Origin of the sequence: Williamsia herbipolensis (assembly GCF_000964005.1) — a bacterium.
Lineage (GTDB): Bacteria > Actinomycetota > Actinomycetes > Mycobacteriales > Mycobacteriaceae > Williamsia_A > Williamsia_A herbipolensis.
On sequence record NZ_JXYP01000016.1, the window covers coordinates 23302 to 42986 of the forward strand.

Here is a 19685-nt window from a genome sequence, read left to right on the forward strand (position 1 = left end):
GGGTCCGGTGAGCACCTCCGAGAATCCGACGGTCCGCGCCGAGATCGCCTCGGCGCGCAGCGTCGTGGTCAAGATCGGTTCGTCGGCTCTCACCGACATCGACAGCGGTCTCGATCTCGACCGCCTCGACCGGCTGGCCGACGCCCTCGAGGCGAGGATGGCCGCGGGCAGTGACGTCATCGTCGTGTCGTCGGGCGCCATCGGTGCGGGCATCGCGCCACTGGGTCTCAAGCGCCGACCGACAGATCTCGCGACCAAACAGGCCGCGGCCAGCGTCGGGCAGCTCGCGCTCGCCCACGCCTGGGGCACGTCGTTCGCCCGCCACGGACGGACGGTCGGTCAGGTCCTGCTGACCGCGCACGACATCTCCATGCGGGCCCAACACGCGAACGCCCAACGGACACTGGACCGTCTGCGGTCCCTCGGCGCGGTGGCCGTGGTCAACGAGAACGACACCGTGGCCACCGACGAGATCCGCTTCGGCGACAACGACCGACTGGCCGCGCTCGTCGCCCACCTCGCCGGCGCCGACGCCCTCTTCCTGCTGTCCGACGTCGACGGCCTCTACGACGGCGACCCCCGCAAGGGGGACGCGCGGTTGATCCCCGAGGTCGCCGGACCCGCCGACCTCGACGGGGTCATCGCGGGCTCGGGTGGCGCGCTCGGTACCGGCGGCATGGCCTCGAAGCTGTCGGCGGCGCGCCTGGCCGCCGACGCCGGGGTACCGGTGTTGCTCGCCGCGGCCGCCGACGCCGGGGCGGCACTGGGAGACGCCACCGTCGGGACCGCGTTCGCCGCGCGTCCCACCCGCATGTCGGCGCGCCGGTTCTGGGTGCGGCACGCCGCCGAGACCCGGGGACGCATCGTCGTCGACGACGGTGCCGCGGTGGCCATCTCGCGCCGCAAGTCGTTGCTGCCGGCCGGCGTCCTCGATGCGCACGGGCGGTTCTCGGCCGGCGACGTCGTCGACGTCGTCGACAGCGGGGGAGCGATCCGCGCGCGCGGCGTCATCGCCTACGACGTCGACGAGGTCGGGGAGATGGTGGGGAAGTCGACCGGCGACCTGCCTCCGGGCCTACGGCGACCGGTGGTGCACGCCGACGACCTCGTCGGGGTGTGAAGCGACGCCCGCGCCGATCCGCTCGACGAGCGCGGTGAGGACCTCGGCGCAGCGATGGTCGATGGTGAGGTCGGCGAGGCTGTCGCCCCGGGTGTGGCCACGGTTGACGATGGCGACCGACTTGCCCTGTCGTTTGGCGTGTTTGACGAACCGCAGGCCGGACATGACCGTCAACGACGACCCGAGGACGAGCAGGGTGTCGGCGGCGTCGACCATCGCGTACGCCCGGTCGACGACGTCGGCGGGAACACTCTCCCCGAAGTAGACGATGGCCGGTTTCAGCGGACCGCCGCACGCGGGACAGTCGATCATCACGAAGTCGTCGGTGTCGCCGACGGCGACGTCGGCGTCGGGGGCGACCTCGATCGCGCCGCGGCTGCGGATGCGCGCGGTGAAATCGGCGTTGAGGGGTTCGAGCATGCTCGCGAGGCGATGTCGCGAGACCTGCCACCCGCAGTCGATGCAGCAGACGCGGCCGTAGCACCCGTGCAGTTCGAGCACGGGGTGGTTGCCCGCCTTGGTGTGCAGCATGTCGACGTTCTGGGTGATCACCCCGGACACGAGCCCGAGCCGCTGCAGATCGGTGATGGCGTGGTGAGCACGGTTGGGTGTCGCGGCGTCCATGTGACGCCACCCGAGATGGTTGCGCGCCCAGTAGTGGGTGCGGAACTCCCGCGACGCCAGGAACGCGTCGATGGTCATCGGGGTGCGCGGCGCGGCATCGGGACTGCGGTAATCGGGGATCCCGGAGTCGGTGGACATGCCCGCCCCGGACAGGATCACCGTGTGTCGGCCCGCGACGAGGGCCGACAGCCGCGCGACCGCGCCATCGAGGTCGAGGTCGATCTCGGTGGGTTCTCCCGGAGTCCAGGCGACCTGGCTACGCGTCCGCATCACCATCCAGAGTAGCGATCGGCGCGCGCACCGAGTCCCGGGTCGAACCGGACGGTCGTCCGCTACACCTCGCCGGTTGCGCGGAGGCCGTCGAGGACCACGCCGAGCAGGTGCCTTGCGCGCGAGTCCCATTCGTCATCGGAGAGGCGGGTCAGGTATCCGATCAACAGGATCACGTCGCGTGCGTCGACGTCGTCCCGGATCGTGCCGTCGGCCTGACCGGCCGCGAGCAGCGTTGTCACCGCGTCGCCGATCGGCCCGATGCTGTGTGCGGACAACTGCTGCCACACCCCTGCCTCGACCGCGGCGAAGACCCCCCGTTTGATCCTGGCGTACTGCGCCACGCGATCGAACCAGTGCGACAGCGCCTCGATCGGCGGGTATCGGTCGAGCAGGTCCGGGGCGGCGGCGACCAACTCGTCGACGTCACCGCGGTAGACCTCGACGAGAAGGTCCTCGCGCGTGGGGAAGTGGCGGTACAGGGTGCCCTGGCCGACATCGGCCTGTTTGGCGATCGCGTTGAGTTTCACCTCGCCCGACGTCGCGATCACAGCCCGTGCGGCGGCGACGATACGTGCGCGGTTCTCGACGGCATCGGCCCTGCGCCCCGGACGGCTCACCGCACCCACCGCACGGGCCTTTGCTCAAGCGGACACGTGTCCGCTACGGTTGGGGAGTAAGCGGACATGTGTCCACATTAGCCGGAGGTGGTGTGATGACCGAAATGGTCGACAAGGTCGTGGCGATCACGGGTGCGAGCAGTGGCATCGGGGAGGCGACCGCCCGGCTGCTCGCTGCGCGCGGTGCGGCGGTGGTGCTCGGTGCCCGCCGGTCCGACCGCCTCGATCAGGTGGCCGCCGACATCGTCGACCGTGGTGGTCGTGCGGAGGTGTGCACCGTCGATGTGACCCGACGCGCTGATCTGGAGCGGTTGGTCGACACGGCGGTGACGCGTTTCGGCCGTCTCGACGTCCTGGTGAACAACGCCGGTGTGGCGAGGCTGGGCCCGGTCGGCGATCTCGACGTCGACGGATGGTCGGCGATGATCGACGTCAACGTCCGCGGGGTGCTGAACGGGATCGCTGCCGCACTACCGGTGTTCCGGGCTCAGGGCCATGGTCACCTCGTGACCACGCTGTCGACATCGGGACTGACGATCACGCCGACGCAGGCGGTCTACGCGGGTACGAAGAACGCGGTTCGCACACTGCTGGAGGGACTGCGCCAGGAGTGCACCGACGGTGCGCTCCGGACGACGTCGATCTCGCCGGGGATGGTACGCACCGAGTTCTCCGATCGCATCGCAGAGTCATGGACCGACCGTGGCGCCGCGTCGGCGCTCACCGACGCCGTGGCCGAACTGGGGATGGCCCCCGACGCGGTCGCTCGGGCGATCGCGTTCGCCATCGAGCAGCCCGATGACGTGGAGGTGGGTGACATCACGATCCGGCCCACCCGACAGGGCTGATCGCCGTCGATCAGTAGGTGCTGTCGGGGGAGATGGTCGAGAGGAGTTCCTCGCCGGCCCGGAAGCGTCGGAGGTTCTCGGCGACCCACGGCGCCAGTGTCCGTGTGAGTCCCGAGGCGGGGTTGGCGACATGCGGGGTGACGATGATCCGGGGCTCGTCGAAGAGGGGGTCGTCGGGACCCGGGGGCTCGGGGTCGGTGACATCGAGGGCCGCACCGGCGATCTCGCCCGCACGGACCGCCCGCAGCAGGGCGGACTGATCGACGAGGGTGCCGCGAGCGACGTTGACGATCCAGGCGTGGTCGGGGAGCGCGGCGAGAACCGAGGCATCGATGAGGTGACGGGTCTCGGCGGTCGACGGCGCGGCGAGCACGACATGGTCGCAGCGCGGCCACACCTCGTCGACGCGGTCGGCGGGCAGGGTCTCGCGGGCTCCGTCGACCCGACGACCGGATCGGTTGACGGCGATGACGTCGGCGCCGCACGCCACGAGTCGGGGGATCAGCGATCGCGCGATGCCGCCCGCGCCGATGATCGCCACGGTGGAGCCGTGCAGCGAGCGGATGGTGGTGTCGATGACCTGCTTGTCCCAGCGCGACGTCACGGCCGCGGGGATCTGACGCAACCCGGCGAGCAGCAGCGCCAGGGCGTGCTCGGCGACGTTCTCGGCGTAGAAGCCCGACGCATTGGTCCATGTACGACGGTCGTCGATGAGTCCCGCCGCCATGAACTCCTCGATTCCGGCGAGTTTGAGTGCCACCCATTCGACGGCGTCGGGAAGGTCGGTGGGGAAGTCGTCGACACCTCCCGCCCACACCAGGACCTGCGCATCGGCCAACGAGGCGAGCACCCCACCCGCGGATTCGATCGCGGCGGTGAGGTGCTCGTCGTGTCCCGGCGCCAGGGCGACCGGGGTTGTCTCGCTTGTCATCCCATGACGATAAGGGGTCAGTCGACGGTGACGAGCGGGTAGACACCGTTCTCGTCGTGGGTCTCGTTGCCGACCACCGGCGGGTTGAACACGCAGTACATGCGCAGCTCGGTGGTCGCGGTGACGGTGTGGCGCTCGTGGCCGTTCAGCAGGTACATGGTGTCGGGCCCCAGCGGGTACTCCTGGCCGGTCTCACGGTCGAGCAGCGTGCCCTCACCGGAGATGAGCCACACGGCCTCGACGTGGTTCGCGTAGTGGAACTCGTTCACGGTACCGGCCTTGATGACGGTCTCGTGCAACGAGAAACCGACCTTGTCGCCACCGAGGATGATCCGCTTGGAACGCCAGTTGCCGTTCTCGGCGACGATGTCGCGGTCGGTGTCGGTGATCTCTGTGGTGGTGCGGACGATCATGGACGCGTTCCTTCCCGTTGCGGTCCGGCCCGGTCGGGCCGGGGACATGCGTGTGTTCTCCGAGTGCTCAGACGACCTTGGCGGTCGCCCGCGCGAGGATGTCGAGTCCCTGCTCGAGCTCGTCGTCGGAGATCGTCAGCGGCGGAAGCAGTTTCACGACCTGATCCGACGGCCCGGCGGTCTCGGTCAGCAGGTGCTCGTCGAAGGCGAGCGAGCACACCTTGCCGGCGTTCTCGGCGACCTCGAACACGAGGCCCTGGGCCATGCCGCGACCCCGGGTGCTGACGCCGTCGTACTTCTCCGACAGCTCGGTGAAGGCCTCGTGGATCCGGTTGCCCTTGGCGATGGTCGCCTTCTCGAAGGTGTCGTCGGACCAGAAGTGGTCGATGGCGGCCTTCGCGGTGACGAACGACGGGTTGTTCCCGCGGAAGGTGCCGTTGTGCTCGGCGGGGCTCCACACGTCGAGATCGCGCTTGAACAGGGTCAGGGCCATCGGCAGGCCGTAGCCGCCGATCGACTTCGACAGGGTGACGATGTCGGGGGTGATACCGGCGATCTCAAACGAGAAGAACGGACCGGTACGGCCACAACCCATCTGGACGTCGTCGACGATGAGCAGGATCTCGTGGCGCTTGCACAGATCGGCCAGTCCACGCAGCCACTCGGCGCGGGCGACGTTGACGCCGCCCTCACCCTGGACGGTCTCCACGATGACACCGGCGGGCTTGTTGAAGCCGCTGCCCGAGTCGCCGAGGACCTGCTCGAACCAGCGGAAGTCCTTCATGTCGCCGTCGAAGTAGTCGTCGTAGGGCATCGGGGTGGTGTGCACCAGCGGCACGCCCGCCCCGGCGCGCTTGAACGCGTTGCCGGTCACCGACAGCGCGCCCAGCGTCATGCCGTGGAAGGCGTTGGTGAAGTTGATGATCGCCTCGCGGCCTGTCACCTTACGGGCCAGCTTGAGGGCGGCCTCGACGGTGTTGGTGCCCGTGGGGCCCGGGAACATGACCTTGTAGTCGAGGTTGCGCGGCATCAGGATCGTGTCCTGGAAGGTCTGCAGGAACTCGCCCTTCGCGACGGTCGACATGTCCAGACCGTGGGTGATGCCGTCGCCGGACATGTACTCCAGCAGTGCCTCTTTGAGCACCGGGTGGTTGTGCCCGTAGTTCAGCGCGCCGGCGCCGGCGAAGAAGTCGAGGTAGCGCACGCCCTCGCGGTCGGTGAGCCACGAGCCCGACGCCTTCTCGAAGACGGCGGGCCAGCCGCGGCTGTAGCTGCGGACCTCGGACTCCCGCGTTGCGAATATGTCGGATGAGAAGGTCATGGTCGTCCTCAGATCTCCAGATGGTGAGTGGTCACGGCTGCGGCGAGATGCGCGCGCCGGGCGACACGGCTGTACCCGGGTACGCGGCGAACGTCGTCGTCCGCTCGCACTGGAAAGCGCGCCCGGACCGTCGTCTGTACATCCGGCACGCGAAACGGGGTCTAGGCGCGCGGCGCGATGGTGTAGAGGTCCTCGGGCTCATGGGAGTCCGGGAAGTCCTCGGGCGCGAAATAGTCGCGACGGCTGATCGTCATGTCCCGACGCTCGGCGAACGAGGTGAACAGCTTCTGCGACGCCTCGTTGTCCGGGCTGATCGTGGTCTGCATCCGAGTGATGGAGTCGGTCTCCACTCGGTCCATGAGCGCTGACAACATCCGTCCGGCGAGACCGAGACCACGCTGGTCGGCGTCGACCGCGACCTGCCACACCATCACGGTGTCGGGGGCCTGCGGACGCACGTAGCCGGTCACGAAGCCGACGACGGTTCCGTCGACCTCGGCCACGATGCTCGTGCGCGCATAATCCTGGCACCACAGCACGTAGGCGTAGCTGCTGTTGAGGTCGAGGACCTCGGAGTCACGGGCGATTTCCCAGAGACGAACGCCATCGGCGACATCGGGCTCCCGGAAGGAGACCTCGGGTGTAGTGGTCAGGGTGGCACTCGTCTGTATGGGGGTCATGGCATCTCTGAAGTTAACAACGGGTCACACCGATGTCACCCAGAACCGGATATTTGCTGGTGAAAGCGCCTCTAAGCGCCAGTACAGACCCTCTTTGTGATACCCGTCACGAAGTGGCGTGCCACGTCGGTGCGACGGGGTCGTGTCATGCCCGAACGGCCGTCGCCACGTCGCGGGGACGTCGGCGCCCTGGGTGCGACCACCGGGTAGGACAATCACGGGCATGAGGATCATCGCGGGGTCGGCGCGGGGACGCCCGATCACGGCGCCGCCCGCCGGCACCCGACCCACATCGGATCGCGTTCGCGAGTCGGTGTTCGCGATGCTCGACGCCCGCGTCGACCTCGATGGGGCCCGAGTCCTCGACCTCTACGCGGGGTCCGGCGCTCTCGGGCTCGAGTCGCTCTCGCGGGGGGCGGTGCGGGCGGTGTTCGTCGAGTCCGATGCGAAAGCGGCGTCGACCATCGCCGGCAACGCCGCGCGGTGCGGATTCACGGCCGCGTCGCTCGACGTGCGGCGGCGACGCGTCGAGACGGTGGTCTCCGCCGCGGCCGACGACCGTTTCGACATCGTGTTCTGTGACCCGCCCTACGACGTCGACACCGAGGTCGTCGAGGGACACCTGCAGGCGCTCGCCGACCACGACTGGTGTGCGCCGGGCGCGCTCGTCGTGGTGGAGCGTTCGGCCCGGACGCCGCAGATCACGTGGCCGTCGGCCTTCACCCCCGAGCGTTCGCGACGGTACGGCGAGACCCGTGTCGACCTGGGCGAGGTGGCCGACCCGGAGCAGGAATGACGACCACGGGCACCGGCGGGCGACTGCTAGCTTGACCGGTATGGCTGGAGCCGTCTGTCCGGGATCGTTCGATCCGCTCACCCGCGGTCACCTGTTCGTCATCGAGCGCTGCGCCCCGCGATTCTCGGAGCTGGTCGTGCTGGTGACGGTCAACCCGTCGAAATCGGGTCTGTTCGACATCGACGAGCGGGTTGCGCTGATCACCGAGTGCACATCGCACCTGCCGAACGTCCGCGTCGACCGTTGGCAGGGACTCCTCGTGGACTACCTCCGCACCCACGAGCTGACCACGGTGGTGAAGGGATTGCGGGGAGCGGTCGACTTCGAATACGAGATGCCGATGGCCACCATGAACCGCGACCTGGCCGACGTGGAGACCTACTTCATGCTCACCGAGCCCCGATGGGCGCACGTGTCGAGTTCGCTGGTGAAGGAGGTCGCGCGACTCGGCGGCGACGTCGAGACGTTCCTCCCGCCGCCGGTGTTCGCCGCGCTCGGCGCCAAGCTCGCGCAGTAGTGCCGACGCGCCGACACACCGAGGCTCGCCTGACCGGGATTCGTCGTACCAATGGGCACAATAGTCACAGGAACAACACCAACCACTCGAGTCGGGCTCGTCCCGGCCGAGAAACGAGGTAGCTGTGTATCGGGTATTCGAAGCTCTGGACGAACTGGGCGCCATCGTCGAGGAGGCGCGCGGGGTCCCGATGACCGCCGGATGCGTCGTCCCCCGTGGCGATGTGCTCGAACTCCTCGACGATGTCAAGGACTCCATCCCCGCTGAACTCGACGACGCGCAGGACGTGCTCGACCAGCGCGACAAGCTCATCGGTGACGCGCGTGCACACGCCGACACCGCTGTCTCCGAGGCGACGTCGCAGTCGGACTCGATGGTCGCCCACGCGCGGGCCGAGGCAGACCGCATCCTGTCCGAGGCGAAGTCGCAGGCCGACCGGATGGTGGGCGAGGCCTCGGCCCACGCCACCGAGCTGGTCACCGACGCCACCGCCGAGGCGCAGCGGACCGCGGCCGGTGCCGCCCGCGAGTTCGAGGCCGTGACCGGCCGGGCCCGCGCCGAGGCCGCCCGGATGATCGAGTCCGGCAACGCGAGCTACGAGAAGTCGGTCGCCGACGGCATCGCCGAGCAGCAGCGACTGGTGTCGGAGACCGAGGTCGTCGCGGCCGCGAAGAGCGAGGCCGACCGCATCATCGACGCTGCTCACGCCGAGTCCGACCGCCTGCGCGGCGAGTGCGACGTCTACGTCGACAACAAACTCGCCGACTTCGAGGAGGTCCTCACCTCCACGATGCGCTCGGTGAACCGCGGCCGTCAGCAGCTCCGCACCGGGGCCGGCGTGCACGACTACAGCGAGCATCCCCGCGCCGTGCGGGACGACTACCCGACCGGCGTCGCGGTCTGACCTCGTCTCCCACCTCGGGCGAGGTGGGAGACGGTGGCCCTCGCGGCGTATCGTCTACTCCCGTGTCCGATCAGCGTCTTCGATCGAGTTCCGCGGTCACCCCGTTCGTTCTCGACATCCGTTCCCTGGGACGTCGTCCCGGCACGATGACCCAGATCCATCGCACGGTCACCTGTGACCACAGCCTGGGTCTCGACCTCATCGCCATCCCCGCCGACAGCGAGATCGATCTCGACCTCCGGCTCGAGTCGGTCAACGAGGGAGTGCTGGTGACCGGCACGGTCAGCGGCGAGACCGAGGGGCAGTGCGCGCGCTGCCTCGATCCGGTGAGCGGCACGGTGAACGTCTTCCTCACCGAGCTGTTCGCCCACCCCGACAGCGTCACCGAGCAGACGACCGACGCCGACGACGTGCACCGCATCGTCGACGACAGGGTCGACCTCGAGCAGGCGGTCATCGACGCGGTCGGTCTCGATCTGCCGATGACGCCGCTGTGTCGCGAGGACTGCGGCGGCCTGTGTGTGGAGTGCGGCGTGCGACTCGACACCGCAGATCCCGAACACGGACACGAGTTCATCGACCCGAAGTGGGCGGCGTTGCGCGAGAAGTTCGCGGACCCGGCGTCTGCGGATGCACCCGGACCGGCCCGCGACGCGGCCGGCCCCACCGGGTGAGCACGGTGTCGCCGAAGGCCTCCGATCCCGCTGGCGCCGCGTCGCTGCCGGGGCTGCCCGATCTCGTCGACGATCCGACCGACCTGCTCGAGGCGCTCGGTGTCGACATCTCGCGCGGGCTCCTGACGCTCGCGCTGACCCACCGCTCGTACGCCTACGAGAACGGTGGACTGCCCACCAACGAGCGCCTCGAGTTCCTGGGCGACTCGGTGCTCGGTGTGGTCGTGACCGAGACGCTGTATCTCACCTATCCCGACCGTCCCGAGGGCGAACTCGCGAAGATCCGCGCCAGCGTCGTCAACATGTACGCACTCGCCGACATCGCGCGCGGGCTGGGACGCGGCGGCCTCGGTCGCCACATCCTGCTCGGCCGCGGTGAGGAGCTCACGGGCGGTCGCGACAAGGCGAGCATCCTCGCCGACGGCACCGAGTCGATCCTGGGCGCGGTCTACCTCGACCACGGCTTCGCGACGGCGCAGCGCGTCGTCGGTGCCCTGTTCGCGCCCTCCCTCGATCGGGCCGCCGTGCTCGGCGCCGGACTGGACTGGAAGACCTCGCTGCAGGAGCTGACCGCCGAGCGCGGCCTGGGCGTCCCGCAGTACGTGATCACCTCCACCGGACCCGATCACTCCAAGGAGTTCACCGCCACCGCGGTCGTCGCCGGTGCGTCCATGGGTGTCGGTGCGGGCCGCACGAAGAAAGAAGCCGAGCAGAAGGCGGCCGCCACGGCATGGCAGGTGATCTCGGAGTCGAAGGCCGGCCCCACCTCGTGACCGGCGCGCTCATCCCGCGGGTGTGCGGTGCCTGAGCTCCCCGAGGTCGAGGTGGTGCGGCGCGGGCTCGACGCCCACGCCGTCGGCCGGACGATCGAGTCGGTCACCGTGCACCACCCTCGCGCGGTACGTCGTCATCTCCCCGGCGCCGAGGACCTCGCAGGTGTTCTCGCCGGCACGCGCATCGTCGCGGCCCGCCGCCGCGGCAAGTATCTCTGGCTCGACATCGACACGTCGGCGTCCTCGTCGTCCGCGGTCGACCCGCTGACCGAGGCCGCCCCTGATGTGGCCCTCGTCATCCATCTCGGGATGAGCGGTCAGATGCTGGTCTGCGACCCCGCGACCCCGGACCCCACACACCTGCGGGTGCGGGCGGCCCTCGGCGACGGCATGGAACTGCGCTTCGTCGATCAGCGGACGTTCGGCGGATGGTTCCTCGACGCGCACACCGACACCGACACCGGGGTCGGGATCCCCTCGACGATCGCGCACATCGGACCCGACCCGTTCGATCCCGCCTTCGACCCGCGATCCGTGGTCGCGACATGGCGCACCCGACACACCGAGATCAAGCGGGCACTGCTCGACCAGACCGTCGTGAGCGGCATCGGCAACATCTACGCCGACGAGGCGTTGTGGCGCGCCAGGATCCACGGCGCGCGGCCGACCGACGAGATCGGACCGCGCAAGTTGAACGACCTCCTCGCCGCGGCGACCGAGGTGATGGAGCAGGCGCTGGCCTCGGGCGGGACGTCGTTCGACTCCCTCTACGTCAACGTCAACGGCCAGTCGGGGTACTTCGAGCGATCGCTGAACGCCTATGGGCGCGAGGGGCAACCGTGCCGCCGATGCGGACGCATCATGCGTCGCGAACAGTTCATGAACCGCAGCTCGTTCAGCTGCCCGAAGTGTCAGGTGCGTCCGCGCGGCGCCTGACATCGGCGCGGAGAAGAACTTAGCGAACCGAACTATAGCGTAGAGGCACCGCCGCTCGCCGTAGGGATCCCGTAAAGGCGCCAGGTCGCGGCGTCGGGAGTCCGTTAACGACGGCGGAACCGGGGATCCGGATGGGTCACGATCGGGCTCGTAGATCGGACCACCTCGAGTCCGGTCCTTGCCGTTCGTCAGGAGATCGCGTGACCGACTTCGTCTTCGTGCTCACCATCATCGGGTTGTTCGGAGCCTGTGCACTGGTGCTGCGCGCCGTGTCGGGACGGATGTCGCGATGACCGCCTCGGGGACGGTCAACGTCATCCTCCTGGTCGCCGCGCTCGTGGTGGCCGTCTATCTGCTCGTCGCACTGGTCTTCCCGGAGAGGTTCTGACACACGTGAACCCCGCACTCGCCGCCGCCCTGCAGGTCGGCGTCGTCATCGTCGTCCTCGCCCTCGTGTACGTCCCCCTCGGCGACTACATGGCCCGCGTCTTCACCAGCGCCCGCGACCTCGCCGTCGAGCGCGTCTTCTACCGCGTGGTGCGGGTGGACGCGGGTCGGCAGCAGACCTGGGTCGGCTACGCCGCAGCCCTCCTCGGCTTCTCGCTGGTCGGTGTCCTGTTCCTCTATGTGCTGCAACGGATCCAGGGTCACCTGCCGATGTCGGGGGGACGGCCCGGGGTGCCGGGCGCGATGGCCTTCAACACGGCGGTGTCGTTCGTCACCAACACCAACTGGCAGTCGTACTCACCCGAGGTGGTGATGGGGAACCTCACCCAGGCCGGTGGCCTGGCGGTGCAGAACTTCCTCTCCGCCGCCGTCGGCCTTGCGGTCGCGGTCGCGCTCGTCCGCGGCATCATCGCCCGCACCACCACCGGTGAGATCGGCAACTTCTGGGTCGATCTCGTGCGCGGTGTCGTCCGAATCCTGTTGCCGCTCAGCGTGCTGTTCGCGATCCTGTTCGTGGCCCAGGGTGTGGTGCAGTCGTTCCATTCCGGGTTCGACTTCACCGGACTCGGCGGCGGCAGCGGCCACGCCGTGGTCGGCCCCTTCGCCTCGCAGGAGGCCATCAAGGAACTCGGCACCAACGGAGGTGGCTCGCTCGCCACGAACTCCGCGCACCCGTTCGAGAACCCCACCCCGCTGACGAACATCGCCCAGATCATCGCGATCCTCGTGATCCCGGTGTGCCTCACGAGGACCTACGCCACGATGGTCGCCGACCGTCAGCAGGGCTACACCGTCCTCGGTGTCATGGCGACGCTGTTCGCCCTGATCCTCGCCGTCACTTGGTTCTTCGAGGAGCGGACCAACGGGGCCGCCGCCACCGCGGCCGGCGCGATGATGGAGGGCAAGGAACAGCGCTTCGGTATCCCGGCCTCGGTCCTCTACGCCGTCGCCACCACCGGCACGTCCACCGGTGCCGTCAACGCCCAACACGACAGCTTCTCCGCGGCGAGCGGCGGCGCGGTGATGTGGAACATGCTGCTCGGCGAGGTGGCGCCCGGCGGGGTCGGGACCGGTCTCTACGGCATCCTCGTGCTGGCCATCATCGCGGTCTTCGTCGGCGGTCTGCTCGTCGGACGTACCCCCGAGTTCCTGGGCAAGAAGATCGGCCAGCAGGAGATCACGATGGCCGCCCTGTCGATTCTCGTGATGCCCGCACTGGTGCTCGTCGGGACCGCGATCACCGCGATCCTGCCGTCCACCACCGGTTTCCAGGGCAACAGTGGCGACCCCGGGACCCCGGGATCGATCCACGGATTCTCCGAGGTGCTCTACGCCTACGCCTCGGCCGCCAACAACAACGGCAGCGCGTTCGGCGGCCTCACCGTGACCAGCGACTGGTTCCAGGTGTCGCTCGGCGTGTGCATGCTGTTCGGCCGGTTCCTGCCCATCATCTTCACCCTCGCCCTCGCCGGACTGCTCGCGAAGCAGAAACCGAAACCCGCATCGACGGCGACCCTGCCCACCCACGGCCTGCTCTACGGCGGCCTGGTGACCGGCACCGTGCTCCTCGTGGCCGGTCTCACCTTCTTCCCCGCCCTTGCCCTGGGGCCCATCGCGGAGGCACTCGCATGACCATCACCGATCCCGGTCCCTCCGGACCGAGCACCTCAGATACCGCGGGTGCACCCGCGGTGTCGGACGACATGGCCGGCAGCGGGGCGTTCTCGCCGACCCAGCTCGTCCGTTCCCTGCCCGACGCCGTACGCAAGCTCACCCCGCGCGACCAGGCCCGCAACCCCGTCATGTTCGTGGTCTACCTCGGGGCCATCGCGACCACCTTGCTCGCGATCTACCAGCCGTCGTGGTTCTCGTGGGCCATCGCCTTCTGGCTCTGGTTCACCTCGCTGTTCGCCAACCTCGCCGAGGCGGTGGCCGAGGGTCGCGGGAAGGCCCAGGCCGCGAGCTTGCGGAAGGTGAAGCGCGACACCATGGCCCGGCGTCTCGGTGACGACGGGTCGATCACCGAGGTCCCCGGCTCGGATCTGACGATCGGTGACCGCATCGTCGTCGAGGCGGGCGAGGTGATCGCCGGTGACGGCGATGTCGTCGAGGGCATCGCCACCGTCGACGAATCGGCGATCACCGGTGAATCGGCGCCGGTGATCCGAGAGTCCGGCGGCGACCGCTGCGCGGTGACCGGGGGCACCGTGGTCCTGTCGGACCGCATCGTCGTCGAGATCACCACCATGCCCGGCGAGTCGTTCGTCGACCGGATGATCGCCCTCGTCGAGGGCGCGTCGCGGAAGAAGACACCGAACGAGATCGCCCTCGACATCCTCCTCGCGAGCCTCACCGTCATCTTCCTGCTCGCGGTCGTCGCCATCGGACCCATGCAGCAGTACGCGGGGTCGACCCCCGATCCGGTGAAGCTCATCGCGCTGCTGGTGTGCCTCATCCCGACCACGATCGGCGCGCTGCTGTCGTCGATCGGCATCGCGGGCATGGACCGGCTCGTCCAACGCAACGTGCTCGCGATGTCGGGGCGCGCGGTCGAGGCGGCCGGCGACATCGACACCCTGTTGATGGACAAGACCGGCACCATCACCTTCGGCAACCGCAGGGCCACCGCGCTCGTCCCGGCACCCGGCGTCGCGATCGGCGACATCGCAGGCGCGGCATGCCGTTCGAGCCTCGGCGACGACACCCCCGAGGGCCGCAGCATCATCGACCTCTGCCGTGAGCGCTACGGCGTCGACGTCGACGCGCTGCGACCCGCACCGGGCGCCGCCACCATCGTCGCCTTCACCGCCCAGACCCGGATGAGCGGTCTCGACCTCCCCGACGAGGGTGACCTGCTGATCCGCAAGGGGGCCGCCGACGCGGTGGTGCGCTGGGCCCGCGAGGGGGGAACGACCGTCGATGACGCGGTCACCTCCGCGGTCGAACAGATCGCGGCCGGTGGCGGCACACCGCTGCTGGTGGCCGACCGCGCAGGGTCGGCCCCGGTCCGCGTCCTCGGGGTGATCGCGTTGTCCGACGTGGTGAAACCCGGTATGGCCGAACGGTTCGCGCAGTTGCGCGCCATGGGCATCAAGACGGTGATGGTGACCGGCGACAACCCGCGCACCGCCGCGGCGATCGCCGCCGAGGCCGGCGTCGACGACTACATCGCCGAGGCCACCCCGGAGGACAAACTCGCACTGATCAAGACCGAGCAGACCGGTGGACGGCTCGTCGCGATGACCGGCGACGGCACCAACGACGCACCGGCGCTGGCGCAGGCCGACGTCGGCCTGGCGATGAACACCGGTACCTCGGCGGCCAAAGAGGCCGGGAACATGGTCGATCTCGACTCCGACCCGACCAAGCTCATCGACGTGGTCGCGATCGGCAAGCAATTGCTGATCACCCGCGGTGCCCTCACCACGTTCTCCCTCGCCAACGACCTCGCCAAGTACTTCGCCATCCTGCCCGCACTGTTCACCGGCATCTACCCCCAGCTCGACTCGCTCAACGTGATGCGCCTGCACTCGGCGCAGTCGGCGATCGTGTCGGCGGTCATCTTCAACGCGCTCATCATCGTCGCGCTGATCCCGCTGTCGCTCAAAGGCGTTCGCTACCGGCCGTCGTCGGCCTCGAGGCTGCTCGGGCGCAACCTGCTCCTCTACGGCGTCGGCGGTGTGGTGTCACCGTTCGTCGGCATCTGGCTCATCGATCTCGTCGTCCGCTTTCTCCCGGGAATGGGGTAGCAGCACATGCTCGTCATCCGAAACGTCGTGCGCCAGTCGCTCGTCGGTCTCGCCGTGCTCATCGGCCTGACGCTGCTGTTGGGGGTGGCCTATCCCGCCGCGGTGTGGGGCGTCTCGCGCCTGACCACCCACTCCGCCGAGGGATCGCAGGTCACCGACGCCAACGGGTGCGTTGTCGGGTCGAAGCTGCTCGGCGTCGACATCGCGGTTCCCGCCGGAACGCCCGACCCCTATCTGCACTCACGGGTGGTCGGCTCGGCCGACGACCCGTTCGCCCCCGGAGACCCGTCGGCGTCGGCGGCGAGCCAGCAGGGACCCAACAGCGAACTGCTCGCCAAGAACATCGATGCACGCCGCGCGGCCATCGCGGCCCGCGAGGGCATCACGCCCGGGCAGGTCCCCGTCGACGCCGTCACCGGGTCGGGTTCCGGGCTCGACCCCGACATCAGCGAGGCCTACGCGGCGCTGCAGGTGCCCCGGATCGCACGCGTCCGCAATCTGACCCCGCAGCGCGTGCAGGCGGTGATCGACGCGCACACCTCCGATCGCCAGCTCGGGTTCCTGGGCCAGTCGCGCGTGAACGTCCTCGAGGTCAACATCGCCTTGGGCGCCACGGCACCGAAGTGCGGGTAGCGGGCGGTGGCGGCGTCCGACGATGATCGTGTGGTGACCACCGGACCCGAGAGCGCCGAACGGCGCGGCACCCTGCAGATCTTCCTGGGCTGCGCTCCCGGCGTCGGCAAGACCTACGAGATGCTGGCGCAGGCCGCGACTCTGGCGGCCGAGGGTGCCGACGTGGTCGCCGCGGTCGTCGAGACGCACGGTCGGACGGGCACCGCACGGATGCTCGAGGGCATCGAGGTCATCCCGACCGTGACGATCGAGTACCGGGGCACCGTTCTGTCCGAACTCGATCTGGAGGCGGTCCTGGCCCGCGCTCCCGACGTGGTGCTGGTCGACGAACTCGCGCACAGCAACGCCCCCGGCAGTCGCAACGCCAAACGGTGGGAGGACATCCGCGACATCGTCGACGCCGGCATCTCGGTGCTCTCCACGGTCAACATCCAGCACCTCGAGAGCCTCAACGACGTCGTCGCCCAGATCACCGGCGTCACCCAGCGCGAGACCGTCCCCGACGAGATCGTGCGTGCGGCCGACGCGATCGAACTGGTCGACATCGCCCCCGAGGCGCTGCGGCGGCGCCTCGCCGCGGGCAAGGTCTACCCGGGTGAGCGCATCCAGGGTGCGCTCGTCAACTACTTCCGCCAGGGCAACCTCACGGCCCTGCGGGAGTTGGCGCTGCTGTGGCTCGCCGACCGGGTCGACGACTCGCTGGCCGACTATCGAGCCGAACACGCGATCACCGACACCTGGGAGACCCGTGAACGCGTCGTCGTCGCGGTCACCGGTGGCCCCGAGTCGGCGACCCTGCTGCGCCGCGCATCACGGATCGCCTCGCGGTCGAGCGCGGAACTGATCGCGGTGCACGTGGTCCGCGGCGACGGCCTCCTCGACCGACTCTCCGGTGAGATGCCCTCGCTCACCGAACTGGCCGCCGGTTTCGGCGCCCGGATCCACACCGCGGTGGGCGATTCCATCCCCGAGACCCTCCTCGACTTCGCCCGCGGCGTGAACGCCACGCAGCTGGTGATGGGGACCTCGCGCCGATCACGATGGCAACGACTCCTCGACGAGGGGACCGGGGCCACCGTGGTGCGGATGTCGGGGAAGATCGACGTCCACATGGTCACCCACGACCAGGCGCGACGACGCAACCGGCTCGACATCCGCGAGACCCGTCTGCACCGACCGCTGAGCTGGGTGCTGGCGGTGGTGGTCCCGTGCGTGGCCGCCGCCGCGATCTTCGGTCTCGACCGGTGGCTGGGGTTCGCCAGCGAGACCGCCATCTTCTTCGTGGTGGTGCTGGCGATCTCGATGCTCGGCGGTGTCGGGCCCGCGGCGCTCACCGCGATCACCTCGGGACTGCTGCTCAACTTCTTCTTCACCGCACCCCGCTACACGTTCACCATCGACAGCGTCGAGAACCTGTCGACGATCGTGGTGATGTTGCTGATCGCCATCGCCGTTGCCGTGCTGGTGGATTCGGCGACCGTGCGGAGGCGGGAGGCCACCCGCGCGGCCAGGGAGGCCGAGCTGCTGACCACCTTCGCCGGGGCGGTGCTCCGGGGACAGGGCCTCGCCACCCTGCTCGATCTCGTCCGGACCACCTTCGATCAACGGTCGGTGTCGGTGGTGCGGATCGACGAGGGCGCCTCGGCCCCGGTGGTCACCGACGCGGTCGGCGACGACCCGGCGACCGCCCCGGCGCAGGCCGACACCGTCTGCACCGTGCCGTCGGGTCCCTACGCGTTGCTGCTGCGCGGCCCGGTGGTGACCGGCCGCGACCGTCGGGTGTTGACCGCCGTCGCGTCGCAGGCCGCCGCGGTGGTGGAGCGCCGCCAGCTCGCCGAGGAGGCCTCGAACGCCAAGGCGCTCAGCGAGACCGACCGACTGCGACGTGCCCTGCTCTCGGCGGTGAGCCACGATCTGCGGACCCCGCTCGCCGCGGTGAAGGCCGCGGCGTCGAGCCTGCGCAGCACCGACGTGTCCTTCTCGGCCGAGGACACCGCCGAGCTGCTGGCGACGATCGAGGAGTCGACCGACCACCTCACCGCCCTGGTGGGCAACCTGCTCGACTCCTCGCGTCTGGCCGCCGGTGTGGTGCGACCGCAGATGAAGTTCGTCTACCTCACCGAGGTCGTCAGCCGAGTGCTGGTGGGCATGTCGGCGTACGACACGCGCCAGCTCGCGCGGGTGCGACTCGAACTCGGTGACACGCTCGTCTACGCCGATCCCGTTCTGCTGGAACGCGTGTTGGCGAACCTCATCGACAACGGGTTGCGGCACAGTGGGCGCGGTGACGGATACGGGGCAGAGGGTGAGGGCGAGGTGACCGTGTGCGCCGAGGTCGTCACCGAGGGTCCCGGCCAGGGCATCGGCACCTCGACCTCGGTCACCGATCCCGACGCCCCGACGCGCGTGCTGATCCGTGTCATCGACCACGGCGCGGGCATCGCCCCGGCCGATCGCGAGCAGATGTTCGCCGCGTTCCACCGGGTCGGTGATCAGAACGCGAGTTCCGGTGTGGGTCTGGGTCTGTCCGTGGCGCAGGGGTTCACCGAGGCGATGGACGGTCGACTCGAGGCGGTCGACACCGACGGTGGGGGCCTGACCCTCGTCGTCGACCTCCCCGGCGCGCCGGGGGAACCACGACCGTCCGACGACCACCGCCTCGCGCGCGAATCCCTGGGGGGCCACTGATGTCACAACCGCAACCGGTCGAGCACACACGCGTCCTCGTCGTCGACGACGAGCCGCAGATCCTGCGCGCGCTGCGCATCAACCTGAACGCCCGTGGATTCGACGTGACGACCGCCTCGACCGGTGCCGGCGCACTGCGTGCGGCCGCCCAGACGAACCCCCAGGTGGTGATCCTTGACCTCGGCCTGCCCGACATCGACGGGTTCGAGGTCCTCGAGGGCCTGCGCGGGTGGACGACCGTCCCGGTGATCGTCCTCTCGGCGCGCACCGACTCCGGCGACAAGGTCCAGGCCCTCGACGCCGGCGCCGACGACTACGTGACCAAGCCGTTCGGGATGGAGGAACTGCTGGCCCGTCTCCGTGCCGCCGTCCGGCGTGCGAGCGCCCCCTCCCCGGGGCTGGAGGAACCCGTCGTCGACGCCGGGTCGTTCGTGGTGGACCTGCGCGCGAAGCTCGTCACCCGGGAGGGGACCGACGTCCATCTCACCCCGACCGAATGGGGTGTGCTGGAGATGCTGGTGCGCAACGAGGGCAAGCTGGTGGGGCAACGCGAGTTGCTCCACGAGGTGTGGGGACCGTCCTACGACTCGCAGACCCACTATCTGCGCGTGTATCTCGCGGGTCTGCGACGCAAACTCGAACCCGATCCGACGCACCCGCGCCACCTCATCACCGAGGCCGGGATGGGGTACCGCTTCGTCCGGTGAGCGGAATTCGGGGTCCCGGCACGGTGTTCAATGC

20 protein-coding genes are annotated in these 19685 nt (G+C 69.3%); 14 read left to right on the forward strand and 6 right to left on the reverse strand.

From position 1 onward, the window contains the following. Positions 1-7 precede the first annotated feature (7 nt). Positions 8-1120 (forward strand): glutamate 5-kinase, encoded by a 1113-nt coding sequence (gene proB, locus TU34_RS08235; RefSeq protein ID WP_045822395.1) that lies wholly within the window; start codon positions 8-10, stop codon positions 1118-1120. Here proB and TU34_RS08240 read toward each other — a convergent pair. Together TU34_RS08240 and TU34_RS08245 are read right to left on the reverse strand one after the other, a co-directional pair. Next, positions 1076-2014, reverse strand: a complete 939-nt coding sequence (locus TU34_RS08240; protein ID WP_045822446.1) for a Sir2 family NAD-dependent protein deacetylase — start codon at positions 2012-2014, stop codon at positions 1076-1078. The genes proB and TU34_RS08240 overlap by 45 nt on opposite strands. A 62-nt stretch (positions 2015-2076) precedes the next feature. Next, positions 2077-2634, reverse strand: coding sequence for a TetR/AcrR family transcriptional regulator (locus TU34_RS08245; protein ID WP_045822447.1), 558 nt, complete (start codon positions 2632-2634; stop codon positions 2077-2079). A 95-nt stretch (positions 2635-2729) separates the two neighbouring features. Here TU34_RS08245 and TU34_RS08250 point away from each other — a divergent pair, with 95 nt between their 5' ends. Next, the gene (locus tag TU34_RS08250) at positions 2730-3482 is read left to right on the forward strand and encodes an SDR family oxidoreductase (RefSeq protein WP_045822396.1); all 753 of its coding nucleotides are present in this window, start codon (positions 2730-2732) and stop codon (positions 3480-3482) included. 10 nt (positions 3483-3492) lie between these two features. On the opposite strand, the gene TU34_RS08255 is transcribed toward TU34_RS08250, so the two are convergent. From TU34_RS08255 to ectA, 4 genes are all read right to left on the reverse strand, one after another. Beyond that, positions 3493-4413, reverse strand: coding sequence for a D-isomer specific 2-hydroxyacid dehydrogenase family protein (locus TU34_RS08255; RefSeq protein ID WP_045822397.1), 921 nt, complete (start codon positions 4411-4413; stop codon positions 3493-3495). 17 nt (positions 4414-4430) lie between these two features. After that, the gene (locus tag TU34_RS08260; RefSeq protein WP_045822398.1) at positions 4431-4826 is read right to left on the reverse strand and encodes an ectoine synthase; all 396 of its coding nucleotides are present in this window, start codon (positions 4824-4826) and stop codon (positions 4431-4433) included. 67 nt (positions 4827-4893) lie between these two features. After that, the gene (gene ectB, locus TU34_RS08265) at positions 4894-6147 is read right to left on the reverse strand and encodes a diaminobutyrate--2-oxoglutarate transaminase (protein WP_045822399.1); all 1254 of its coding nucleotides are present in this window, start codon (positions 6145-6147) and stop codon (positions 4894-4896) included. Positions 6148-6308: 161 nt separating this feature from the next. Beyond that, positions 6309-6827 (reverse strand): diaminobutyrate acetyltransferase, encoded by a 519-nt coding sequence (gene ectA, locus TU34_RS08270; RefSeq protein ID WP_045822400.1) that lies wholly within the window; start codon positions 6825-6827, stop codon positions 6309-6311. A gap of 193 nt (positions 6828-7020) precedes the next feature. On the opposite strand from ectA, the gene rsmD reads away from it, so the two are divergent. The 12 genes from rsmD (at position 7021) to TU34_RS08330 (ending at position 19651) form a co-directional block, all read left to right on the forward strand. Further along, positions 7021-7623: a 16S rRNA (guanine(966)-N(2))-methyltransferase RsmD gene (gene rsmD, locus TU34_RS08275; RefSeq protein WP_275041741.1), complete on the forward strand. Its 603-nt coding sequence runs from the start codon at positions 7021-7023 to the stop codon at positions 7621-7623. A 40-nt stretch (positions 7624-7663) separates the two neighbouring features. Then, a complete protein-coding gene (coaD, locus tag TU34_RS08280) occupies positions 7664-8140 on the forward strand; it encodes a pantetheine-phosphate adenylyltransferase (RefSeq protein WP_045822402.1) in 477 nt (158 codons plus the stop codon). Positions 8141-8264: 124 nt separating this feature from the next. Next, entirely contained in the window at positions 8265-9044 is a 780-nt protein-coding gene (locus tag TU34_RS08285; RefSeq protein ID WP_045822403.1) for a DivIVA domain-containing protein, read from the forward strand. A gap of 62 nt (positions 9045-9106) precedes the next feature. After that, positions 9107-9718: a YceD family protein gene (locus TU34_RS08290; RefSeq protein WP_045822404.1), complete on the forward strand. Its 612-nt coding sequence runs from the start codon at positions 9107-9109 to the stop codon at positions 9716-9718. Between the two features lie 44 nt (positions 9719-9762). Further along, positions 9763-10491 carry a ribonuclease III gene (gene rnc, locus TU34_RS08295; protein WP_045822448.1) on the forward strand — a complete coding sequence of 243 codons (729 nt, stop codon included), beginning with the start codon at positions 9763-9765 and terminating at the stop codon, positions 10489-10491. Between the two features lie 27 nt (positions 10492-10518). After that, complete coding sequence (mutM, locus tag TU34_RS08300) at positions 10519-11427, forward strand: bifunctional DNA-formamidopyrimidine glycosylase/DNA-(apurinic or apyrimidinic site) lyase (protein ID WP_045822405.1); 909 nt, start codon at positions 10519-10521, stop codon at positions 11425-11427. Between the two features lie 289 nt (positions 11428-11716). Continuing rightward, on the forward strand, positions 11717-11815 hold the full coding sequence (locus tag TU34_RS08305; protein ID WP_045822406.1) for a potassium-transporting ATPase subunit F: 99 nt from the start codon (positions 11717-11719) through the stop codon (positions 11813-11815). A gap of 5 nt (positions 11816-11820) precedes the next feature. Next, complete coding sequence (kdpA, locus tag TU34_RS08310; RefSeq protein WP_045822407.1) at positions 11821-13506, forward strand: potassium-transporting ATPase subunit KdpA; 1686 nt, start codon at positions 11821-11823, stop codon at positions 13504-13506. Positions 13507-13577: 71 nt separating this feature from the next. Further along, positions 13578-15623: a potassium-transporting ATPase subunit KdpB gene (gene kdpB, locus TU34_RS08315; protein WP_238981221.1), complete on the forward strand. Its 2046-nt coding sequence runs from the start codon at positions 13578-13580 to the stop codon at positions 15621-15623. 6 nt (positions 15624-15629) lie between these two features. Beyond that, positions 15630-16256 carry a potassium-transporting ATPase subunit C gene (locus TU34_RS08320; protein WP_045822409.1) on the forward strand — a complete coding sequence of 209 codons (627 nt, stop codon included), beginning with the start codon at positions 15630-15632 and terminating at the stop codon, positions 16254-16256. Positions 16257-16289: 33 nt separating this feature from the next. Beyond that, on the forward strand, positions 16290-18944 hold the full coding sequence (locus TU34_RS08325) for a sensor histidine kinase (protein ID WP_045822449.1): 2655 nt from the start codon (positions 16290-16292) through the stop codon (positions 18942-18944). After that, a complete protein-coding gene (locus TU34_RS08330) occupies positions 18944-19651 on the forward strand; it encodes a response regulator (protein ID WP_045822410.1) in 708 nt (235 codons plus the stop codon). Before TU34_RS08325 ends, TU34_RS08330 begins: the two co-directional genes overlap by 1 nt. The last annotated feature ends 34 nt before the right edge of the window (positions 19652-19685 follow it).

Coding starts and splice junctions, on each gene's coding strand:
- TU34_RS08250 (WP_045822396.1), top strand. CDS start 2,730: ATGACCGAAATGGTCGACAAGGTCGTGGCGATCACGGGTGCGAGCAGT.
- TU34_RS08320 (WP_045822409.1), top strand. CDS start 15,630: ATGCTCGTCATCCGAAACGTCGTGCGCCAGTCGCTCGTCGGTCTCGCC.
- TU34_RS08330 (WP_045822410.1), top strand. CDS start 18,944: ATGTCACAACCGCAACCGGTCGAGCACACACGCGTCCTCGTCGTCGAC.
- TU34_RS08255 (WP_045822397.1), bottom strand. CDS start 4,413: ATGACAAGCGAGACAACCCCGGTCGCCCTGGCGCCGGGACACGACGAG.
- kdpB (WP_238981221.1), top strand. CDS start 13,578: ATGGCCGGCAGCGGGGCGTTCTCGCCGACCCAGCTCGTCCGTTCCCTG.
- TU34_RS08305 (WP_045822406.1), top strand. CDS start 11,717: ATGACCGCCTCGGGGACGGTCAACGTCATCCTCCTGGTCGCCGCGCTC.
- TU34_RS08240 (WP_045822446.1), bottom strand. CDS start 2,014: ATGCGGACGCGTAGCCAGGTCGCCTGGACTCCGGGAGAACCCACCGAG.
- ectA (WP_045822400.1), bottom strand. CDS start 6,827: ATGACCCCCATACAGACGAGTGCCACCCTGACCACTACACCCGAGGTC.
- ectB (WP_045822399.1), bottom strand. CDS start 6,147: ATGACCTTCTCATCCGACATATTCGCAACGCGGGAGTCCGAGGTCCGC.
- TU34_RS08260 (WP_045822398.1), bottom strand. CDS start 4,826: ATGATCGTCCGCACCACCACAGAGATCACCGACACCGACCGCGACATC.
- coaD (WP_045822402.1), top strand. CDS start 7,664: ATGGCTGGAGCCGTCTGTCCGGGATCGTTCGATCCGCTCACCCGCGGT.